The sequence below is a fragment of the Halomonas hibernica genome, assembly GCF_013183775.1.
Lineage (GTDB): Bacteria > Pseudomonadota > Gammaproteobacteria > Pseudomonadales > Halomonadaceae > Vreelandella > Vreelandella citrativorans.
In genome coordinates this window covers 20,016-40,823 of record NZ_VIFN01000015.1, presented here as the reverse complement: position 1 = coordinate 40,823, position 20,808 = coordinate 20,016, and the positions used below count along the sequence as shown (strand labels likewise).

Below are 20,808 nucleotides of genomic sequence, written 5' to 3'. Positions count from 1 at the left end.
AAAAAGTCGAGTAACATCTGTCGAAAATGATGAAAAAAGATTATCTGATAACATGGTGTAGATGAGAAGCTGGGCTCAGTCCTGCCTGAATGAGGATCTCGCTCCAAGCTACCAAGGTCACTGACCGAGATATCATCTATGTCGTAGATGATTCCTTTTTCAGTGTGGCCTTGCTCCGTATTTTCTGAAGGAAGATGGACTTTACTTAACACCGCAATGTCCGCTGGAAGGTCCTCTGCGATACGCTCAGCGAAGCTCTGAAGCGTGGGTTCTGCCAGCATGAACAGCCATGCCTGGTTATCGGTTTCACCAGTACGCCTAATCATTCTGCCTGGCACTTGGTGATAGTGCAGCTCTGTACGGACGCGGCTGAGATAGCAACACACTTGAAGACGAGGGAGATCCGTTCCCTCACTGATCATGCCGACTGCTACAATCCATCGACAGTCACTATGCCGAAACAAGTTGATCACCTGCTGGGGACCTAACGTCTTGTTAGTGACAACATGGCAGGCCTCTCCCCAGGCCTCTAGGGCTAGAGCGACCTGATGAGCGTGTTCAATATCGGTCGCTACGACCAAGCCCGCCGCATCTGTCGACGCCGGAGCTATAAGTCCGTAAAGGGGGTGCGGCGCTTTTCTTGGACTTTTTCATGCTGCGATCCCTAGGTCCTTTCGGTATTCGAGAGGACTCAGGCCACCTACCGAGATTTTGATCCGTTTCTCGTTATACCACCGTATGTAGGAATCCACTTCCTCCACGAACTGCTCGAGCGACGTGGTTTGCCAATTCCTGTGGTAGAAAAGTTCGGCCTTGAGCCGGCCAAAGAAGCCTTCGTAGGCTGCGTTATTCGGTGTGCAGCCTTTACGAGACATCGACCGTGTCAGCTTTGCACCCTTGATTCGGGATAGCCATCCTGGCCAGCGGTAGTGAGCCCCCCTGTCAGAGTGAACAATTGTCAACGTCAGTGAAGGCTGTCCGGATTGGGGGGGCGGCGCTTTTCTTGGACTCTTTCATGCTGCGATCCCTAGGTCCTTTCGGTATTCGAGAGGACTCAGGCCACCTAGCGAGATTTTGATCCGTTTCTCGTTATACCACCGTATGTAGGAATCCACTTCCTCCATGAACTGCTCGAGCGACGTGGTTTGCCAATTCCTGTGGTAGAAAAGTTCGGTCTTGAGTCGGCCAAAGAAGCCTTTGCAGGCTGCGTTATCCGGTGTGCAGCCTTTACGAGACATCGACCGTGTCAGCTTTGCACCCTTGATTCGGGATAGCCAGCCTGGCCAGCGGTAGTGAGCACCCTCTGTCAGAGTGAACAATAGGTCTCTCGTCATCGTCCAGCGTGTCAATGGCTTCGCCAAGCATGGTGTTTACCAGTTCGGCATCAGGCCTCGTGCCGATTGTCCAGCTCACCACTAGTCCATCGAAGCAGTCGATCATAGGGGATAGGTACACTTTGTAAACGTCAGTGAAGGCAGTCCGCATTCCCTTTACGGACTTATAGCTCCGGCGTCGACAAACCTGGGTGGCCAGCTGGTCATCTCCATCGTGCAACACCTGCCAGAACGGCTCAGGAAGTCGCTCAAGGCGTTTGCGGATCGCCTGGGCCAGAGATGCGCCTGGCAGTTGCCGGCCACGCCTTCTGGAGGGATTCTCGTCGAGAATGGCGGCCTCCCGGGTCGCGTCAACGACGCCGGCCAGCAGCAGCTCCGCCACGATACGGCTCTCGCGGACCATCAGCGAGCCGCCGATGAGGTCGGAGTCGTAGTGGAGGGTAGAGGAATCATGGGGCATAACGACTCGACTCAACTGGCATGATGGAAGTAAAATAATGATTAATTATGCTATGATCAAAGGTAACTTGTCAGGTGTGGCTTAGCTGGATTTTCTTCAGCCTATATTTGAAATTATCCTTGGCCGCAGAAACTGAGTGCAACACCAGAGCTTTCCGCTAAGGTGTTTCCGTATGTCATACATCGAACTCAGCATTGAAGAGCGTGCCAGTATCCAGGTTGGCCAAGCCCAGGGGATGAGCTTACGATACATCGCTAGACTCCTGGGACGAGCCCCCTCAACGATTTCTCGTGAAATACGCCGCAACCAGAGGGATCAGAATAGCTACTGTGCCCGGCATGCCCAACAGCAACGAGAGCGGCGGCGAGCACCCTGTCGCCCGAAACATAAGCTGCTGCCAGGCACCGAGCGTTTTGACCTCATCGTTCATATGTTGCGACGACGCTTGTCTCCCGAGCAGATTAGCGGCAAGCTCAAGGCCATGAAACTACCTGACCTGCGCGATGCCTACGTCTGCCGAGAGACGATCTACACGGCCATTTATGCCCTGCCCGTTGGCCACCTGCGCAAGGAACTGATTCACTGCTTGCGACAAGGGAAAACCACCCGTAAACCTCGCCGTGGCCAAGTAGACCGTCGTGGTCAGATCCCTGACATGGTCAGTATTCATTTGCGTCCCCCCGAGGTTAGCAAGCGTGAAATGCCCGGGCACTGGGAAGGGGATCTGATCAAAGGCAAGAACAATGCGTCTGCAGTGGGCACCTTAGTAGAACTCAGCAGTGGCTATCTCATCCTCGCTAAAATGGACGATGCCACCGCTACATCAGCGGTAGCAGGCTTCAGTGCGGCCTTAAACCGAATGCCGACGACGGCCCGAAAAAGCATGACCTATGACCAGGGCCGCGAAATGGCGCAGCATGCAAAGATCACTCAGGAAACCGGCGTCGCCATTTACTTTTGCGATCCACATAGCCCCTGGCAACGGGGCGCCAACGAAAATATCAATGGCCTTATCCGCCAATATTTACCGAAAGGGACGGATCTTTCCGTGCATAGCCAAGAAGAGCTCGACGCTATCGCTTTCGAGTTGAATATGCGCCCTCGAAAACGCTTTGATTTTAAATGTCCGATAGAAGTGATGAGCGAACTGATGGCCAAGTATCATGAAAGCCCGTCAACCATCCAATGAGTGTGTTGCACTCAGTGTCTGCATCCGCCATCTTTTCCAAGAGTTTGTTTTACTTTTAGTTATCGAGAGGAAGATTGTGAAATCATTAAGCAAAGATCAGGTGAAAGCGATTCAGGATTCTGGAATTAACTGTGAGATAAGAAAAGTTGAGGAGTTGGTTAGCCAGGAAGACATTCTGAGCCTGGGGGAAGATGACTTAGTTTTGTTGGCAAAGATAGCAAATGCTACTTACCGAGCAGGGTTTCCAGTAGTTAGCAATGTTGAGTATGATACAAAAATTATTGCTGAGCTTGAGCGGAGAAACCCTAATCATGAGTTTCTTGCTACTGTAGAGCCAGAGCCTGTGCCTTTATATAAAACGGTGCCTCTGCCGGAGAAAATGCTTTCTACCGATAAAGTATATAGCGACAAAGAAATTATTCAATGGATTGAGAGAGTGGAGAAGTTTGGTCAGGAAATCGGGTTGGATTCCGGAGAAGTGTTGATAAAAGTCTCACATAAGCTAGATGGATATGCGGCTTATGATGATGGTGAAAGGCTTTACACGAGGGGAGATGGCGTGCGTGGCCAAGACATTACGAGAGCCTTCAATCGAGGGTTGAAGGTTGCTGAAAGCGCTAAAAGGGGCATGGGGCCAGGCGAGATAGTTGTTGATAAGGAATACTTCGATAAAGAACTTTCAGGTGAGTTCGAGAATACGCGAAATGTCTTGGCTTCTGTAATTGCTGAGAAAAATGTGAATAGTAAAGTTTCAAAAGCTATTGAGGATAAAGCATGTGTCTTTTTTCCTTTTGCTTCCCTGAAAGGCTGGATTGGAAGCTGTGAGGCTTTTAAAAAGCAGTATAAAAATATTTTTGATGATATGTGGGGGGGGGGGGATTACGAGGTTGACGGATTGGTTGTCGAAGTCCTTAATGAAGACCTGAAAAGGTTAATGGGATCTACGCGAAAACATCATCGCTGGCAAGTTGCGTACAAGAGGAATTTAGAGAAAGCCACAGTAGTAGTGAGTCAGGTTATACCTCAAACATCGAGAACAGGAAGGATCACTCCAGTGGCAGAGTTCCCGCCTATTAAGTTGAGTGGTGCAACAATCCGTAGGGCAACACTCCACAACTATGGCATGGTTAAAAGCAAGGGAGTAGGTAAGGGATCTATAGTTGAGTTGGTAAGAAGTGGTCTTGTTATACCTAAAATTGAAAAAATTATTGAGGGTGTTGACCCAGAAATACCTGAGCTATGCCCCAGCTGTCACTCCAAAGTTGTTTGGGATGGTGACAATATTTTTTGCCCAAACTCCACCGATTGCCCTGCGCAAGCTGAAAACACATTAATTCATTTTTTTAAAACCATGCCCAATGTAGATGGGTTTGGACCTAAAGTTATTGAAAAATTGTATGAAAATAAGATTACAAAAATCCACCAAGTATATAACTTAAGTGTTGAGGAGTTGGTCGATATGGGGTTTGGTGAGAAGACGGCAACCAACCTCGTTGACCAATTAAAACTAAGCAAGATTAGAGAGCTGGAGGATTGGAGGTTTCTTGCAGCATTTGGAATCCCAAGGCTTGGTGAAGCTAGTTGCGAAAAACTTTTGAGTAATTATCATATTGATGAAGTTTTTCGCCTGGAAGTTGATGAAGTTGCAAGCATTGAAGGGTTTGCTGAAACTAGCGCCACAGTAATTTGTGAGGGCCTTAAGGATGTCAGGTCTGAGTTTTTAAAAGTTTACTCTCTTGGGTTTAGGTTGTCTAAAACAAAGCAGTCTAAAGAGCAACTTTCGGGTCTTCAGCTGGATGGTCTCCAGGTTGTATTCTCAGGGACAATGAAAGCTGCAAGTAGATCTGAAATGGAGAGCAATGCAAAAAAGCTGGGTGCAAAAGTAGGAAAGTCGATTTCAAGCAAAACGGATTTTTTAGTTGTTGGCGATAGTGTTGGAGAGAAAAAGGTAAAAGATGCTAAAACCAAAGGCGTTAAGGTTTTGAGCGAGGAGGAATATGAAAGATATATAAAAATGCAGACTGATTTTAAAAAATCATAAATAAAGTAATTTATTTATTCAGCAGCCCTTGAGAATGTTTCGCATTTTATGATTTCAAGTGTGGGATGCGAATAAAGTTTCATCCATACAAATATATTATCATCCGTATAAGTAGAGCTTCATGCTAAGCCAGTATCCGCTATGTTAGGTCATTCATACAGCGGATGCTGGCTTTTCCATGGCTGGACCATTTAAGGGCCTGACTCCTCTTGAATATCGAAAGGACCTAGGGGTCGCAGCATGAAAAAGTCCAAGAAAAGTGCCGCAGCCCCAATACAGCCAACCTTCACTGACGTTGACAGAACGGGTTCCGAGCCCGTGAAGCCCCTTTGATCCAGAGAGAAATGAATTGTTGGTTTGGGAAATAGAAAAGTTTCAATATCTCAGATTCACCTACCGAGGAGATATTTTTTTTCATCACCCTTCCCTCAAGCGTCAAATCAAAGGAGAACGCTCCGGCTACATGTCTAGGACGTTGGAAGCCGAAGAGATTGAGGTTGACGCTGAAGAAGAACCAACTGGCGCTAAAGAGGCGAAGTTGATTTACCCGCCTATTGAGGGGGTTGCCTTTGATGGTCAGATAAACACCACCGTTGTGCACAATGGAGATCGTGCTAGTAGCCGCGGAAAAAAGTCTGAGGATGAGAAATTTCCCGCCTCCGATGAAGAGAGCAAGTCCTTGGGTATCGCTGATTCCGTTATCGATGGAAGCATAGCGCCGGGGGATCTCCAGCAACTGGGAGATGAGAAGATTGATCATGAACAGTGTTTTAACTACTTTCCACAGCTTAGTGAAATCATCAAGCAAATCGCCAACGAATCGGATACTGCACTGCTGCAGATGCAAGTGAAGCCACTGCCCGTGGTGCCGCGCTGCAGTTATCACATGATGGATAGCGAGACACGGCGTTGCTATCTGCTGGTTCGCTTCCGACTGAGAAACGGTAGTGAGAGGTACCTACTGGAGATAGACACCACTGACAATTGGAAGCATGTCGACGCGGATCATCGGTTTTAAGGATGACATTGACCCCAAACAATGCATGGAAAGATTTATGAGGGAGACAGTGAAGGGTTCATTGCGCTGGCCAAGTTATATGTCGAAAACAGTGACCCACTGTATTTGGTGCGTCATCCGAGAGAGACTAAATCGGATGATGAAAAAGCGAAAATATCTGATTGAAAGGAGAGGATACTCGCATGTCTCTTGTAGTCGAAAAGTGAACTGTAGTGTCCTATCAAATGCTGCGGCGGCAGGATTACCTTATCAGTTGTCGCCAGGGGCGTCTCACCCCAGTGCCTTGACCAGCAACTGCACGCCGACGATGGCCATGACCAGAATCACCAGACGGTAGAAGAGGCGCTCGCTGACACGGTGCTGTAGCCACAGGCCGCTGTGCACCCCGGCCCAGGCCACCGGTACCAGCACCAGCGATCCCCCGGCACTGGTCAGGTTGATCTCTCCGAGCCACAGGTAGGGCGGCAGCTTCATCAGGTTGAGCGCTGCGAAGAGGATCGAACTGGTGGCGATGAACGCCTCCTTGCTTAGCCGCCGGGGAACCAGGTAGAGGTTGAGCGGTGGCGCCCCGGCATGCGCCAGGAAGCTGGTGAAGCCGCAGCCAGCACCGGCCGGCAGTGCCCAGCGAGTCGTGATGGGGCGGCCCGCCGAGGGCTTGAACAGCATGTAGGCCGCGAACAGCAAGGAGATCACGCCCAGCAGCAGGCGGACGCCATCCTCGTCCAAGCGACCAATCAGCAGGGTGCCGATGATCACCCCGATGACCAACCCTGGGAGCAAGTGACGCACCTCGAGACGGTTGTGATGCCCCCACCAGGCCTTCACCGTGAAACCATCCATCACCAGAAGCAGCGGTAGCAGCAAGCCGGCCGCCTCTACGGGGCCGATAGCAAGCGCCATCAGCGGCACCGAGAGTGTGCCGAAGCCTCCGGCGAATCCACCCTTGGAGACACCGGTCAGGTAAGTGGACACCACGATGAGGGTCCAGGCCAGCCAGGAGTAGTCGGGGAGCGACATGGTACTTCCTTGAATGGGACGAATGAATACGACGATACCGCCCCATGGCGGTGCTCCGGCGTCATGATACCGCATGGGGTGGAGCGTCAGTGCTGGCAGCTTCCCCTGGGGGGCGGCGCTGCCGACGTCAGCGGCCAGCATCGCCAGGGTGGAGAAGAGTATGCGATTCTAGAAGCCCACTCGATGTTGTACCAGACCATCACCTTGACCAAGCCGTCGCTCACGCGGGTGTGATGTGGTCGGCGTCGTGGTTGAAATCGATTGAGGCTAACGGCTGAACGTTGACCTTCGGCACCTTCGGTTTCGATGACGCCTGGCTGGCCCTGAGCAACTTCAGCAGTACCGGACTCAAGGTGGCATGTGTCGGGGCCTTCGGTCTGTTCCCCTTGGAAATCGACATCTCCATAGCTATAGAGTCAGTATGTCAGACAGCCTTATACCGACAGGCAGTGTATGCGTCTCAGGCCAAGGAGGGACAAACTCGGACTGATAATGCGCTATATCATCGAATAGTCGTACTTCGGAATGACCTGAACCCAGAATCCATTGCCGCGATTTGACTCCTCGGCGGCTTCTATGAATCTCACGCCCTGTACGCCGTCCTCGATTTGCGGGAATAGCAGGGGATCTTTCGGTGACGCCTGGGCTGTCAGCGCATCTGTGACAGCTTCTGCGAAGTCGCGATAAAGGGTGGCGAAAGCCTCGCGATAGCCCTCCGGATGCCCGATTGGGACTGCGCTGGCATGTTTGGCGCTCTCGTATAGGCCCGGCCCACCTTTGGTAAACACCTGAGCAGGCTGGTCCAGGCTGCGGAAGAGCAGTTCGTTGGGGTACTCCTGATGCCATTCGATGCCGCCTTTGCTGCCAAACACGCGCAGATAAAGTCCATGCTCCGCCCCTGCTGCGGCCTGGGTCACCCATAGGGAGCCGCGAGCCCCATTGGCGTACCTCAACTGAATACTGGTGTAGTCGGTTGCGGTGCGGCCCGGTACCATCGTGCAGCTATCTGCACTCAACTGTTCGGGCTGCATGCCTGTGACATAGGAGCAGAGGTGGTAACAGTGCGTGCCGATATCAGCGACGATCAGGTTTTCACCGGCGACTTCAGGGAGCATGTGCCAGTTGGTACCATTTTTTTCGTCTTCTGCCATCTCGGCCAAATGCCCCTGAACGTAATTGCATTGAATCATTCTAATTTCGCCGAGATCCCCGGCCTCGACCATGGCCTTTGCCTGGCGGACCATTGGATACCCCGCATAGCCGTAAGCCACACAGAACTGCAATCCAGTTTGGTTGACTAGTGCGGCCAGGCTTATGGCTTCGTGGTAATGGTTGGTAAGAGGTTTCTCGCAGATCACGTGCAGGCCGCTTTCTAGGGCCAGACGTGCTATTTCATAGTGACTATTGTTAGGCGTCATGATGGCGATGACGTCGATGCCGTCTCCGCGGGCGGTTTCCGCTTCGATCATCTCCCGTGCTGAGTCGTAGCCGCGAGGGATTCCTAGGGCGGCTGCGTAAGCGGTGGACCGCGCCGCGTCGGATGAGAGAACGGCGGCGATAACCTCGTACTGCTCGTTCATCAGTGCGGCACCCCGATGTATTGAGCCGATAAAGGAGCCTGGGCCACCGCCTACCACGCCCAACCGCAGGCGGCGACCGAGTTGTTCCACGACATAGTTTGCGCTCATAGGAGTCTCCTTGAGTTGCAGGCGCCTGTTCAGGGCCTGCGTTTTTGCAGTTGCATTCGCAGGGCGCCGGCGAGCCGTTGAGGTGACCAGGTCTCCGCCAGCGCCCGTGTCAGCAGCGCTTGCTGGCTTTCTGGGACGAGGTAGCCGATCGGCGGATCGGTATCGAGATTGGTGGGGAAGGCGTAGCCGTCCGCCGTCGCCGCGATGACGGCCTCCCGCTCCGCGGGACCGAGGCCCGCAAGGTACGGATAAACGGCGAGGCACATGGCTTCCCTGTTCAGTGCCTCCATCGGGCGCGCGAACGCCGAGGTCACCTGAAGCAGGTTGACCGTGCGGACGACATTCTCGGTGGTGTTGTCGCCGGCGGCGTGAAACAGCGCCGGGCTGAAAAAAATAACGTCGCCCTTGGTCAGCGGCAGCTGAACCTGGTGCTGTTCGAAGTAGTCGCGAAATGCCGGATCCAGTATCGCGGGATAACCGTCGGCATAACGCTGGGAGTAGGGGAGGAACTTGGTCGTCCCGCTCTCGACTGGCATATCGCAATGCGCGATTCCGCCCTGAAGAATCAGGCTTGGTGCCATGCGATGCAAATGCTGCGGGTATTCCAGCATCTCCGCGTCCGACATGAATCCCAGGTGGTAGTCGCGATGAGGTTGCTGTGCCCTGCCCCCGGGGCGCACCACGTTCAACTGCGTCGCGATCTGGTAGCCTGGCCCCAGCCAGGCCCGACAGGCCCGTGCGATCACCGGGTTGGCGATGTAGCGGGCATAGACCCCGGGGGCCTTCAGGCAGAGTTTCTGCAGGCTGTTCCAGACCCGGTCGTTGGCACCCAGACGGGCGAAATGATCCGACCGCCGGGTGCCGGCCAGGTGCTCCTCGACGATAATGTCCCGCAGTACCCGTGTAGCCTGGTCGATGCAGGTGGTATCCGGATACGCGCCCCGCACCACCAGAACGCCCGGTCCCTCGAGCAACACCCGTACCCACTCGTCCTCGACATCTCCGCTGAGGTGGCGAGCGTCGTATATCGGCACGTTGCCGCAAACGTCGGTAGCGCCGGGATACTGGGCCGGATCGGTGACGACTTCCACTATCGTGCGAAACGCTTCCAGCGATATGCTGGGATTCCATCCCATAGTCGTTCTCCCCTCTTGAGTGGTTCGACAGAGCTGGCCTCAGGGAGCCGGATCCGGGACGGAGGTGTCGGGACCTTGCGTGGGCTTCTTCTGCTGCCAGAGCGTGAATGCCAGGAAAGCAGCCGCCACCAGCAGGAAGGCGAGGCTGATCGGTCGGGTCAGTAAGACCGACCAGTCGCCCCCGGACAGCAGCAGCGAACGCTGCAGGTTCGATTCGGCGATGGGTCCCAGTATCAAACCGAGGATGACCGGCGCGGTACCGAAGCCGTAGCGATTCAGGAAGTAGCCGAGGACGCCGAAGGCCAGCATCAGGTAGACGTTGAAAATGTCGCTGTCGACCGAGTAGACACCGATGACGCAGAACACCGAGATCAGCGCCAGCAGCAGGCTGCGCGGCATGTCCAGGACCTTGACGAACAGGCGGATCCCCAGCGACTGGAACAGCAGCATGAAGATGTTGGCGACGAAGAACGCGATGAAGATGCCGTAGATGATGGCTCCCTGGTCGGTGAACAGGGTAGGGCCGGGGCGGATACCCTGGATCATCAGGCCGCCCATCAACACCGCCGTCGCGGCTTCGCCCGGGATGCCCAGCGTGAGCATTGGGATCAGTGCGCCGCCGACTAGGGCGTTGTTGGACGATTCCGACGCCACGATGCCCTCGGGGTGGCCGCTGCCGAAGGCCGCCGGGGTCTTGGACATTCGTTTCGCCTGATCGTAGGAGAGGAAGGAGGCGATGCTTCCGCCGGCCCCCGGAATGGCGCCGATCAGGGTGCCGATGGACGAGCTGACGATCAGCGTTTTCCAACCCCTCAGCACTTCCCGCCAACGGGGCCGCGCCCTGTCCATCGCCGCTTTCGAGGCGTCCGCCTTCCCCGGCGTGAGGTGCTCGATCACGTCGGCGATCACCTGGGAGACGGCGAACAGCCCGATGAGGGCGGGAAGCAGGTTGATACCGGACAGCAGCGACGGGCTGCCATAGGTGAAGCGCGTCACGCCGGCGACCGGGTCCAGTCCCACCGTCGACAGCAACAAACCGATCAGGCCGGCGATGATCCCTTTCAGCAGGCTGCGGGAAACCGAGGCGATGATCACCAGCCCGAATATGCTCAGTGAAAAGTACTCGGCGGCGCCGAAGAGAAGCGCAAAGTTCGCGATCGGAGGAGCCAGGAGGCTCAATACGATGGCACTGAATATGCCACCCACAAAGGATGCGACAATGGCGATGCCCAAGGCTCTGCCGGCTTCTCCTCGCCGGGCCATGGGAAAGGCATCCAGCGTCGTTGCCACGGAAGAGGGGGTGCCGGGGATATTCAACAACGTGGCGGACACCGAGCCTCCGGCGATGGTGCCGCAAAGGCTGCCCAGCAGCATGCCGATGCCCATCACGGGCGGCATGCCGAACGTCAGCGGCAGCAGCAGGGCGATGGCCATGGCGGCGGAAAGGCCGGGCAGCGCACCCAGCACCAGGCCCAGGAAGGTTCCGGCGGCAATGGCCAGCAGCACCTGGAGCTGGAACACCAGCCCGGCGCCTTCGATCAGATTGTCCATGTCATATCCCCATCCAGCCGACCGCTGGTAGTACGATGCCGAACCATGTGGTAAAGATGAAAAAGATTGCGGCAGCAACGGCGACGGAAAAGGCCACCAGTTTCAGCACATCGACAGCCCCGGGCTTGCGCTGCCGAGCCGGGTCGAGCAGGGCGAGTATCGATACGACGACGAAGATCAGGGTCGAAGTCGCGATCACATAACCCAGTTGCTCGAGAACGGCGGTATACAGGACGAGCAGCAGCGCCACGCCGACGGTACCGACGTATGCCCTGGCATTGGACGCCAGGGTCGCCGAAGCACCGCCGCTGGTCCGGACCCGTCGTGCGAGGGTCGTGATGATGGACATGGCTACAAGAGCCAGCAGCAGGCCGCAGATAGCCTTGGGGAACGCCGCCGGGGCAAGGGTTCCCCCGGCGGCGCTGCCCGCAATCCCGAACGATTCGGACAGAAAGAGTATCCCCAGGCCCAGGAGTACAACCTGAAAGGTGATCTGGCCCATCGATTGTTTCATTGGCGTGTCCCGGTTTATTCGGCGCGGGCCTTGCCCGCGAACGGAATCATGACGTTCGCCGTACTGTCGACGAAGGTTTTCAGCTCATCGCCGTATTTCGCGTTGATCTCCAGACCGCTCTGTTTGGCGTACTCCTGGATGGCCGGGTCTTCCAGCGCGGTGGCAACCGCCTGGGCCCATTTGTCGCGGATTTCCGGGCTGACGCCTTTCGGTGCGGCGAAACCGCGCCACTGATTGAGGCTGAGTTTGTAATCGAGTTCCTGCATGGTCGGGACCTCGGGCAGCACCTCGGTGCGGGCTTCGCCGGTCGACAACAGCGGCACGAGGCGGCCGGAATCGACAGCCGACATGATGTCGCTGGGGTTCAACACGACCGCATCGATGTGACCGCCCATGGCGGCTGAAACCGCCTTGGAAGCGCCATCGAAGGGTATGTATCTCAGTTCAATGCCCAGCTCGGTTCCCATCGCCATCGCCGTGACATGGGTGGACGAGCCGACGCCGGCAAAGCCGACGGTAATGGGCTGGTCGTTGGTCTTCGCATACTCCATCAGGTCCGCGAGACTGGACCAGGCGTCGTTGTTCCTGACGGCAAGCACGTACGGCTCGACGATCGCACGGGCAATATAGTCGAAGTCATCATATTGGAAATTGACATTGCCCAGGCCCTGCAGCGTGAAGATGGCGTTCAGCGGCACCACCAGGGTATAACCATCAGGCTCGGCATTGACCGCACGAGAATAACCCACGGCACCACCGCCACCCGAGAGGTTGCGAATCACGATGGTACCACCCAACGCCTCCTCGAGTTTTGGCTGTAGCGTTCGGGCGAAGATATCGGTTCCACCGCCGGGGGAATAGGGCACGATCAGTTCGATGTCCCGTTCCGGATAGGCGTTATCGGCCAGGGCAGCAGTGGCGGGAAGTGAAGCAATGACAGCAGTCAGCAGTATTTTCTTTATTTTACTCATGTGGTGGCGTGCCTCATGTTTTGAATCTTGAAAAAAGGATATTAACCCGGTCGACCACATAACCGGGTTAATATCTGTCGAAACCAGTATGGAATCGACACGGCCACTGGCCGCTTAACGCGCAGACTCTGACGTCTGCAAGAGCCGTACTTTGGTTACTGCATGGTCGGCATGACGAAATCGGCTCCGGCACGGATGCCGGTCGGCCAACGCGAGGTGATGGTTTTCAGCTTCGTGTAGAAGCGGACGCCTTCGGGGCCGTGCATGTGGTGGTCGCCGAAGAGTGAAGCTTTCCAGCCACCGAAGGAATTGAACGCCATCGGAACCGGAATCGGCACGTTGATGCCGACCATGCCGACCTGGATCTGATGAGCGAACTCGCGGGCGGCATCGCCGTCACGAGTGAAGATCGCGGTACCGTTGCCGAATTCGTGTTCGTTGATCCAGCGGGCGGCGGTTTCATAGGAATCGGCGCGTGCCACGGCCAGCACTGGACCGAAGATCTCGTCCTTGTAGATCTTCATATCGGTGGTGACGTGGTCGAACAGCGTGCCGCCGATGAAATAGCCATTTTCGTGCCCAGCGACCTTGTGATCCCGGCCATCGATGACTAGCTTGGCGCCTTCCTCGACGCCGGAGTCGATATAACCGCGCACGCGTTCGAGGTGTTCGCGCGTGACCAGCGGTCCCATATCCGAGGCGGCATCGGTACCGGGGCCCACCTTGAGCTCCCGCAGCCGGGCTTCCAACTTGGCGACCAGTGCATCGGCGGTCTGCTTCCCGACCGGAACCGCGACGGAGATCGCCATGCAGCGCTCGCCGGCGGAGCCGTAGGCCGCTCCCATCAGCGCATCGACGGCCTGGTCGAGATCGGCGTCCGGCATGATGATCATGTGGTTCTTGGCACCGCCCAGCGCCTGGCAGCGCTTGCCGGTGCGCGCGGCGGTTTCGTAGATGTAACGAGCGATCGGCGTCGAACCGACGAAGCTGATTGCGGCGATGTCCGGATCGTTCAGCAGTGCGTTGACCGATTCCTTGTCTCCCTGGACCACGTTGAAAACGCCGTCGGGCAGGCCCGCCTCCTTGAGCCATTCGGCAATCAGCAGCGATGCGGACGGATCACGCTCAGAGGGCTTCAGGATGAAGCAGTTGCCACAGGCCAGGGCGACCGGGAACATCCACATCGGCACCATCACCGGGAAATTAAAGGGGGTGATGCCGGCGACGATACCCAGCGGCTGCCGCAATGCATGGCTGTCGACTCGGGTGCCGACGTTCTCGGTGACTTCACCCTTGAGCAGTTGCGGTGCGCCCACCGCAAACTCGACGACTTCCATGCCGCGCTGAATTTCGCCTTTGGCGTCGGACAGGACCTTGCCGTGCTCAGCGGTGATCACGGCTGCCAGTTCGTCCGTGCGTTCTTCCAGGATACGCAGGAAACGGTTGAGGATTCGGGCGCGTCGTAACGGGGTCGTGGTGGACCAGGCGGGGAAGGCCTTCTTGGCGACTTCCACGACGTCCCGTACTTCTTCCGTGGTGGCCAGCGTCACGGCGCCGGACTGTTCGCCAGTAGCGGGATTGAACACCGGGCTGGTACGCGTGCCCCGGCCAGTTCTCTCTTCTCCGTTTACGAAATGATTGATTGTGCTTGGCATATCGGTACCTCGAATCAAAGTGAGTGTCAGCGTAGAGCCGTGCCGTTGAAGTACGCCGCTTTTCATTCTGCGCCTGCCGATATCGAACTGAGATCGCGTAGCTCGGGTTTGGGGACTGCAGGGTGTCGGACGGAAATCAGATGCTCATGCTGCGCGGCGATCTGCTATGACGAGAAAGCATATTGCGTCTAAAATTGCAGGTCAACTGAAATTGCAACTAAAATTGCAGTTGCGCGCCGATCGCCTGGCAGCTTGGTCCCGTGGCGTGGGACTGCCGGCCAGGGGCGCAGGTTGCCTGGGCTGACGCCGAGGCTCCGGGTCGCGTCGACGCGCCTTCGGGCAGACGAAGCTTTGCGGCCGACAGTCGGGTGCCCGAACCGATTGTGCAATCATAGTTGCATTAAAAAATTATTTGCAATTAAAGCTGCGGTGGCGCTATCGTGCTGCCATGGAACTGCGGACGTAGTCAGGTGATCGGGGGCGGCCCGGTCAGCTGGTACGCGTTACCGGAGAAATCGGAAGGGGCGGCGGGCCGAATGCCGGTGCTCCCAGGTAATCACACTCAGGAGAGCCTCCACGCTATGTACAACAACTACGGACTTTTCATCGACGGTGAATGGCGCAAAGGGAGCAGCGATACCGTCATCTCGGTACTCAATCCCGTCACTGCTGAAGTCTTGGGCGACGTTCAGGCGGCGTCCTTCGAGGATACGGAGGCGGCCATCGAGGCTGCGGCAGCAGGGTTCGAGACGTGGCGCGCAACTGCCGCCTGGAACCGGGCCGATCTGCTGCATGCCGTGGCGGATCAGATGGTGGCGGCAGCCGACGAGGCGGCGCATCGCATCTCCCTGGAAACCGGCAAGCCGCTGGTACAGGCCGGCCGGGAGTGGGTCCTGTCCATCGACCAATTCCGCTGGTACGCCGAGGAAGCCCGTCGTCTTTACGGTCGCATCGTAGAAAGCCGCGTGCCGGGCGGGCGTATCGAAGTCCACCACGAACCCGTGGGTGTCGTCGGTGCCTTTACCGCCTGGAACTTTCCGGCCGTGTTGATCGCCCGCAAGGTGGCGCCGGCCCTGGCGGCGGGCTGCGCGGTGATCGTGCGGCCATCGAGCGAGGTGCCGGGCACGGCGATGGTGCTGTTCGAATGCCTCCGCAAGGCGGGACTCCCCAAGGGCGTCGTGAATCTCGTCGTCGGTCCGACGAGCAGCACCTACGATCCGGTCCTGGCCTCGCCGGTGGTGCGCAAGATTTCATTGACCGGCTCGACGCGGATCGGTCAGCAGATGATTCGCGACTCCGCCGACACCGTCAAGCGCGTCAGCATGGAGCTGGGCGGCAACGCACCGGTCATCGTTTTTGAAGATGCCGACCTCGAGCAGGTCCTCGACCTCTGCGTGCCCACCAAATACGCCAACGCTGGGCAGGTCTGTGTCACGGCCGACCGTTTCTATGTTCACGAAAGCCTTTATGACCGTTTCGTCGAAGGCTTCGCCCAAAGGGCGCAGTTGCTGAAGCTGGGCAGCGGGCTAGACGAAACGACCCAGATGGGACCCCTCATCAACCAGCGGCGGCTTGATGCGATCGAAGCTGTTGTTTCCGACGCCATCGGTCGCGGTGCGCGCGTAGTCACCGGCGGCAAGCGCCCGGAGGGAATCGGCGCGGGCTATTTCTTCGAGCCGACGGTACTCGCCGACGTGCCGGACGATGCCCTGGCCATGGCCGAGGAGAACTTCGGCCCTATCGCCGCTATCACCGCGTTCAGCGACACCGAGGAGGTGTATGCCCGCGCCAATTCGCTGCCCGTTGGTCTGGCGGCCTATGCCTTTACCCGGGATCCGGCGCGCATGCGCGAAGTCGTGGCCCGGCTCGAGGCCGGTATGGTCGGGGTCAACAGCTTTGCGCTGGCGGCGGCCGAAGCGCCTTTCGGCGGCATCAAGGATAGCGGCATGGGGCGTGAAGGCGGTGCCGAAGGCATCCATGACTACACCAATGTCAAACTCGCGCAAATTACAGTCTAGAGGTAGGTACGACATGGTTCCCAATCGAATCAAACAGATCTGGGCTGAGGGTGGTCAGGTCATCAACGGCTGGCTGTCCATTGCCTGCCCCTTCACAGCGGAGATCATGGCCGAGCAAGGCTATGACGCCGTCACCATCGATATGCAGCACGGTCTCGTGGGGTACGAAGTCGGTACCAACATGTTGCAGGCGATGCGCGCGAGCGGCGTGGCACCCATGGTACGGGTGCCTTGGTTGGATCCGGGCTCGGTGATGAAAGCGCTGGATGCTGGCGCCTACGGCATTATCTGTCCAATGATCAACAATGCGGAAGAAGCGGCGCGTCTGGTGTCCTATGTGCGGTATCCGCCGATCGGTACTCGCAGCTTTGGTCCGACCCGGGTCACCTTCTCTGCGGGCGCCGACTATGGCCAGCACGCGGACGACCAGATGCTGTGTTTTGCGATGATCGAGACGGCGGAGGCGGTTGCCAACATCGATGAAATCGTTGCGACGCCGGGCCTGGACGGGGTTTATATCGGTCCGGCCGATCTGACCCTCGGATTGACCGGGCGCCAGTACCGCACCGGGTTCGACCGCGAAGAGCCGGAGATAATCGAGGCGATCAAGCACATCATGACCCGTACACAGCAAGCGGGATTGCGCGCCTGCCTGCACAACGGAACGCCGGAGTACGCCGCCCGCGCACTCGAGTGGGGCTTCGACCTGGTAACGGTGTCCAACGACGTCCGGCTGCTGGTGGGGGCTGCTAAAGCGAGCGTCGACAAGGTTCGCGCTCTTCGGGGCGAAGCTGGCGGCTCGACGTCCAACGAAGTGGGGGGGTACTAACTATGCCGCATATTCTAGTGGCTGGCAGGATTCACGACGCCGGCGTTGAGCGGCTGCGCAACGCACCGGGCGTGACTTTCGACCTAATCGAAGAGGTGAGCACGGAAAGCTATGCGCCGCTGCTCGACAAGGCCGACGGCCTTCTGATCCGCACGCAGCCTATGACGGCGGGAGAGGTCGAGCTTGGCAAGAACCTGAAAGTCGTTTCCCGCCACGGTGTCGGCTATGACTCCGTCGACGTCAAGGCGCTCAACGAACGCGGTATTCCACTTGCTATCGTCGGAGACGTAAATTCCTGTTCAGTCGCGGAGCACACGCTGATGATGATGCTCGCGGTTGCCAAGCAGGCGCTTCATCACGACACTGGCGTCCGCAGTGGGGACTGGGGTTGCCGCAACGCTTTTTCAGCCGTCGAGCTCGCCGGTCGGACACTGCTACTGCTGGGATTCGGGCGTATTGGCCAGGGGGTGGCCAAGCTGGCCCTGCCATTCGGCATGCACGTCGCCGTATACGATCCTTTCCAGAGCGACGACTTTATCCGGGAGCAGGGTTGTACTCCTGTCGCCAGTATCGACACCTCTCTGCCCGACGCGGACTTTCTCTCGGTGCACATGCCGCTGAAAGATGGCAAGCCGCTGATCGGCCAGCCGGAGCTGGCGCGGATGAAAGCGTCTGCAATCATTGTTAATACCGCCCGCGGCGGCATTATCGACGAACGGGCGCTGTCCGATGCCCTGCACGCTGGCCGACTCGGCGGTGCCGGTCTCGACGTACTCGTCGATGAACCACCGGCGGTTGGTGATCCGCTACTGGATTGCCCCCGGCTACTGCTCAGCCCGCACGTGGCCGGGCTGACGCAGGAAGCCGCGATGCGCATGTCAGTGGCCGCTGTCGAGAATATTCTCAACTGTTTTTCCGGCGATCTGGATCCGGCATTGGTGGTCAATGCCAGGGAAGTTGGCTTCTCTTGAGGATGTGTCGTTACGACTTTATACAGGTTTGGTCAAAGCTGTCATGCCCGTAGCGTGACGCAATAGCAATGGAGATTTCACATGATTCGTACAGCTGTTTTGGGTGCCGGAAGAATCGGGCAGGTTCACGCATCGGCTGTCGCCGCCAGTCGGCTCGCGCAGCTTGTTGTCGTCGTCGACCCGTTTGAAGAGGCCGCAAAGTCGCTTGCCGAGCGGATAGGCTGTGAAGCGGCTACCGACCCACTCGAAGTGATCGCTCGCGATGATATCGATGCTGTGATTATTGGGACCCCAACCGATACGCATGTCCACCTGATGCTCAAGGCGGTCGAAGCGGGCAAGGCTGTGCTGTGCGAGAAACCCGTTGACTTGGACATTGCAAAAGTGGATGAGGCGCTGAGGCAGCTCGAAGACAAAGACGTGCCTGTTATGCTCGCCTTCAATCGTCGCTTCGATCCTAGTGCGGCGGCCATGCGGCAGGCGATCGACGCCGGCGAGATAGGCGATGTGCATCAGGTCGTAATCACCAGCCGTGATCCCGGTATGCCGCCGGAAGGTTATGTGCAGGCTTCAGGTGGTATCTTCCGTGATATGACCATCCACGACTTCGATATGGCGCGCTGGCTGCTAGGCGAAGAGCCCACCGAGGTGTTGGCGACTGCCAGCCGGCTGGTAAGCCCGGACCTAGTCGAGAAATACGACGACTATGACACCGTCATGGTCGTAATGCGTACCGCTTCCGGTAAGCAATGCCACATCAACAATAGTCGCAAAGCCGTTTACGGTTACGATCAGAGGATGGAAGTGTTCGGCTCGAATGGCATGCTGCTCAATGACAACCTTCGGCCGAGTACGTTGCGGCGCTACAATCAGGATCAGACCGAAGTCCACGATCCTCTACTGAACTTTTTCCTCGAGCGCTACGACGATGCCTTTCGAGCCGAGCTCGAAGCGTTTTTTGGGGCGGTTGGAAACGGCAAACCGGTACCTGTGACTCCCTACGACGGCCGCCAGGCACTGCACCTGGCGAACTGCGCTCTGGAATCGGTGCGCACCGGTAAAGTCGTCAAGGTGTAACGCCGGCATGGCAGCACCCTATCAACAGTTCTTGCGAGTGCTATTGAGATATTGTCGCAGTATATCCACTGGTTCTCACGGCACTCGCACTGCCAAGCGCTGCTAGCGGGTGGGGTTTCAACAACGGTAATCAACGACGGGGTTTGGAAAATGCGTGATATAGGTGTTGGCATTATTGGTACTGGTTTTATGGGCCAGTCGCATGCATTGGCGTATCGTGCTGCCGCGGGGGTCTACCCAGGCAGCCTCAACCCGGTTCTCAAGGTAATCGGCGATATCAACCAGGAAGCACTCGAACGGGCGCGTATCCAGTACGGTTTCGAGCGCAGTACCACCGACTGGAAGGCCTTGGTGGCCGATTCCGAGGTGGAGGTCGTCTCGATCACGACACCGAACACCCTGCATCGGGAGCAGGCGTTGGCCGCGATCGCCGCGGGCAAGCATGTGCACTGCGAAAAGCCGATTGCGCCGACTGCAGCCGATGCGCAGGCGATGACGGAAGCGGCCGAAGCGGCGGGTGTGGTGACGCAGGTTGGCTACAATTATATTAAAAATCCGTTGCTCAAACTGGCGCGGCAGATGGTGGAGTCTGGAGAGTTGGGTGAAATCATCAGCTTTCGCGGTATTCATGCCGAAGACTATATGGCGGATCCTCGGTTGCCCTACAGCTGGCGCTTTGATCCGTCCGGGGGAGCGGGCGTCATCGCGGACCTGGGCAGCCACATCGTCGGCATCGCACGTTTCCTGCTTGGTCCGATAGCTGGCCTCTATGCAGATCTCGAAACCGTGATCAAGGAGCGGCCGATTGCGTCTGGAGCGAGCGAGATGCGAGCGGTCGAATTGGATGATATTGCGCGCTTGACGGTGCAGTTCTCCCGTGGCTGCCGGGGTTCCATCGAGGCGAGCTGGGTCGCTACCGGTCGCAAGATGCAACTCGGCTTCGAGTTAGTCGGCTCGAAAGGCTCGCTGGCCTTTACCCAGGAACGTTTTAATGAACTGTTACACTTCAAGGCCGGAAATGATCCGAAATACTCGGGATACCAGCGTATCGAAGCAGGACCGCAACACACACCCTACGGGCATTTCTGCAAGGCCCCGGGACATCAGCTAGGGTTCAATGATCTCAAGACGATCGAGGTTGCTGAGTTTTTGCAGGCAATCGCTCAAGGCAAAGACCCGGAAGGACCGGACTTCCGTGAAGCCTGGGAAATCCAGAAGGTAGTCGATACCGCTGTGCGGTCGTCGAAGGAGGGTTGCTGGATGCCGGTGTCCTGAGGCTGCGTGATTCACAAAATGGCGCGGATGCGCAGGGACCGGAGAGTTGACAAGCAAATTGGCA

16 protein-coding genes and 4 pseudogenes are annotated in these 20,808 nt (G+C 57.1%); 9 read left to right on the top strand and 11 right to left on the bottom strand.

Annotated elements, in window-relative coordinates:
• The 4 pseudogenes from FKN99_RS17800 to FKN99_RS18020 all read right to left on the bottom strand — a co-directional run.
• Nucleotides 1–281, bottom strand: a pseudogene (locus FKN99_RS17800) (hypothetical protein); the annotation flags it as partial.
• 369 nt (nt 282–650) lie between these two features.
• Nucleotides 651–956 (bottom strand): annotated as a pseudogene (locus tag FKN99_RS16215) (transposase); the annotation flags it as partial.
• Between the two features lie 57 nt (nt 957–1,013).
• Nucleotides 1,014–1,458 (bottom strand): annotated as a pseudogene (locus tag FKN99_RS16210) (IS3 family transposase); the annotation flags it as partial.
• Nucleotides 1,459–1,527: 69 nt separating this feature from the next.
• Nucleotides 1,528–1,794 (bottom strand): annotated as a pseudogene (locus FKN99_RS18020) (BrxA family protein); the annotation flags it as partial.
• Between the two features lie 172 nt (nt 1,795–1,966).
• Here FKN99_RS18020 and FKN99_RS16200 point away from each other — a divergent pair.
• The 3 genes from FKN99_RS16200 to FKN99_RS16190 all read left to right on the top strand — a co-directional run bounded on the left by FKN99_RS16200 (nt 1,967) and on the right by FKN99_RS16190 (nt 6,042).
• Nucleotides 1,967–2,983 (top strand): IS30 family transposase, encoded by a 1,017-nt coding sequence (locus FKN99_RS16200; RefSeq protein ID WP_172118837.1) that lies wholly within the window; start codon nt 1,967–1,969, stop codon nt 2,981–2,983.
• Nucleotides 2,958–5,024 (top strand): helix-hairpin-helix domain-containing protein, encoded by a 2,067-nt coding sequence (locus FKN99_RS16195; RefSeq protein WP_172118836.1) that lies wholly within the window; start codon nt 2,958–2,960, stop codon nt 5,022–5,024. The genes FKN99_RS16200 and FKN99_RS16195 overlap by 26 nt, the downstream gene beginning before the upstream one ends.
• 463 nt (nt 5,025–5,487) lie before the next feature.
• Entirely contained in the window at nt 5,488–6,042 is a 555-nt protein-coding gene (locus tag FKN99_RS16190; protein WP_172118835.1) for a Tn7-like element transposition protein TnsE, read from the top strand.
• Nucleotides 6,043–6,312: 270 nt separating this feature from the next.
• Here FKN99_RS16190 and FKN99_RS16185 read toward each other — a convergent pair whose 3' ends face one another.
• Nucleotides 6,313–7,059 (bottom strand): sulfite exporter TauE/SafE family protein, encoded by a 747-nt coding sequence (locus FKN99_RS16185; RefSeq protein ID WP_095623447.1) that lies wholly within the window; start codon nt 7,057–7,059, stop codon nt 6,313–6,315.
• Nucleotides 7,060–7,068: 9 nt separating this feature from the next.
• Here FKN99_RS16185 and FKN99_RS16180 point away from each other — a divergent pair, with 9 nt between their 5' ends.
• Complete coding sequence (locus FKN99_RS16180; RefSeq protein ID WP_095623446.1) at nt 7,069–7,293, top strand: hypothetical protein; 225 nt, start codon at nt 7,069–7,071, stop codon at nt 7,291–7,293.
• 263 nt (nt 7,294–7,556) lie between these two features.
• Here the strand turns inward: FKN99_RS16180 and FKN99_RS16175 are convergent, their stop codons facing one another.
• The 6 genes from FKN99_RS16175 to FKN99_RS16150 form a co-directional block, all read right to left on the bottom strand.
• Nucleotides 7,557–8,747: a Gfo/Idh/MocA family protein gene (locus tag FKN99_RS16175; RefSeq protein ID WP_172118834.1), complete on the bottom strand. Its 1,191-nt coding sequence runs from the start codon at nt 8,745–8,747 to the stop codon at nt 7,557–7,559.
• Between the two features lie 29 nt (nt 8,748–8,776).
• Complete coding sequence (locus tag FKN99_RS16170) at nt 8,777–9,883, bottom strand: phytanoyl-CoA dioxygenase family protein (RefSeq protein WP_172118833.1); 1,107 nt, start codon at nt 9,881–9,883, stop codon at nt 8,777–8,779.
• Nucleotides 9,884–9,922: 39 nt separating this feature from the next.
• Nucleotides 9,923–11,434 carry a tripartite tricarboxylate transporter permease gene (locus tag FKN99_RS16165; protein ID WP_172118832.1) on the bottom strand — a complete coding sequence of 504 codons (1,512 nt, stop codon included), beginning with the start codon at nt 11,432–11,434 and terminating at the stop codon, nt 9,923–9,925.
• 1 nt (nt 11,435) lies between these two features.
• Nucleotides 11,436–11,948 (bottom strand): tripartite tricarboxylate transporter TctB family protein, encoded by a 513-nt coding sequence (locus FKN99_RS16160; RefSeq protein WP_172118831.1) that lies wholly within the window; start codon nt 11,946–11,948, stop codon nt 11,436–11,438.
• A gap of 14 nt (nt 11,949–11,962) precedes the next feature.
• Nucleotides 11,963–12,919, bottom strand: a complete 957-nt coding sequence (locus FKN99_RS16155) for a Bug family tripartite tricarboxylate transporter substrate binding protein (protein WP_172118830.1) — start codon at nt 12,917–12,919, stop codon at nt 11,963–11,965.
• A gap of 155 nt (nt 12,920–13,074) precedes the next feature.
• Complete coding sequence (locus FKN99_RS16150; RefSeq protein ID WP_172118829.1) at nt 13,075–14,574, bottom strand: CoA-acylating methylmalonate-semialdehyde dehydrogenase; 1,500 nt, start codon at nt 14,572–14,574, stop codon at nt 13,075–13,077.
• 581 nt (nt 14,575–15,155) lie between these two features.
• Between FKN99_RS16150 and FKN99_RS16145 the strand changes: the two genes are divergently transcribed.
• The 5 genes from FKN99_RS16145 (at nt 15,156) to FKN99_RS16125 (ending at nt 20,744) form a co-directional block, all read left to right on the top strand.
• A complete protein-coding gene (locus FKN99_RS16145; RefSeq protein WP_095623443.1) occupies nt 15,156–16,592 on the top strand; it encodes an NAD-dependent succinate-semialdehyde dehydrogenase in 1,437 nt (478 codons plus the stop codon).
• Between the two features lie 13 nt (nt 16,593–16,605).
• Nucleotides 16,606–17,421 carry an HpcH/HpaI aldolase family protein gene (locus FKN99_RS16140; RefSeq protein WP_095623442.1) on the top strand — a complete coding sequence of 272 codons (816 nt, stop codon included), beginning with the start codon at nt 16,606–16,608 and terminating at the stop codon, nt 17,419–17,421.
• A gap of 2 nt (nt 17,422–17,423) precedes the next feature.
• On the top strand, nt 17,424–18,392 hold the full coding sequence (locus tag FKN99_RS16135; RefSeq protein ID WP_095623441.1) for a hydroxyacid dehydrogenase: 969 nt from the start codon (nt 17,424–17,426) through the stop codon (nt 18,390–18,392).
• Nucleotides 18,393–18,473: 81 nt separating this feature from the next.
• Nucleotides 18,474–19,469: an inositol 2-dehydrogenase gene (iolG, locus tag FKN99_RS16130; protein ID WP_172118828.1), complete on the top strand. Its 996-nt coding sequence runs from the start codon at nt 18,474–18,476 to the stop codon at nt 19,467–19,469.
• A gap of 150 nt (nt 19,470–19,619) precedes the next feature.
• Nucleotides 19,620–20,744, top strand: a complete 1,125-nt coding sequence (locus tag FKN99_RS16125) for a Gfo/Idh/MocA family protein (protein ID WP_172118827.1) — start codon at nt 19,620–19,622, stop codon at nt 20,742–20,744.
• Nucleotides 20,745–20,808: the final 64 nt, after the last annotated feature.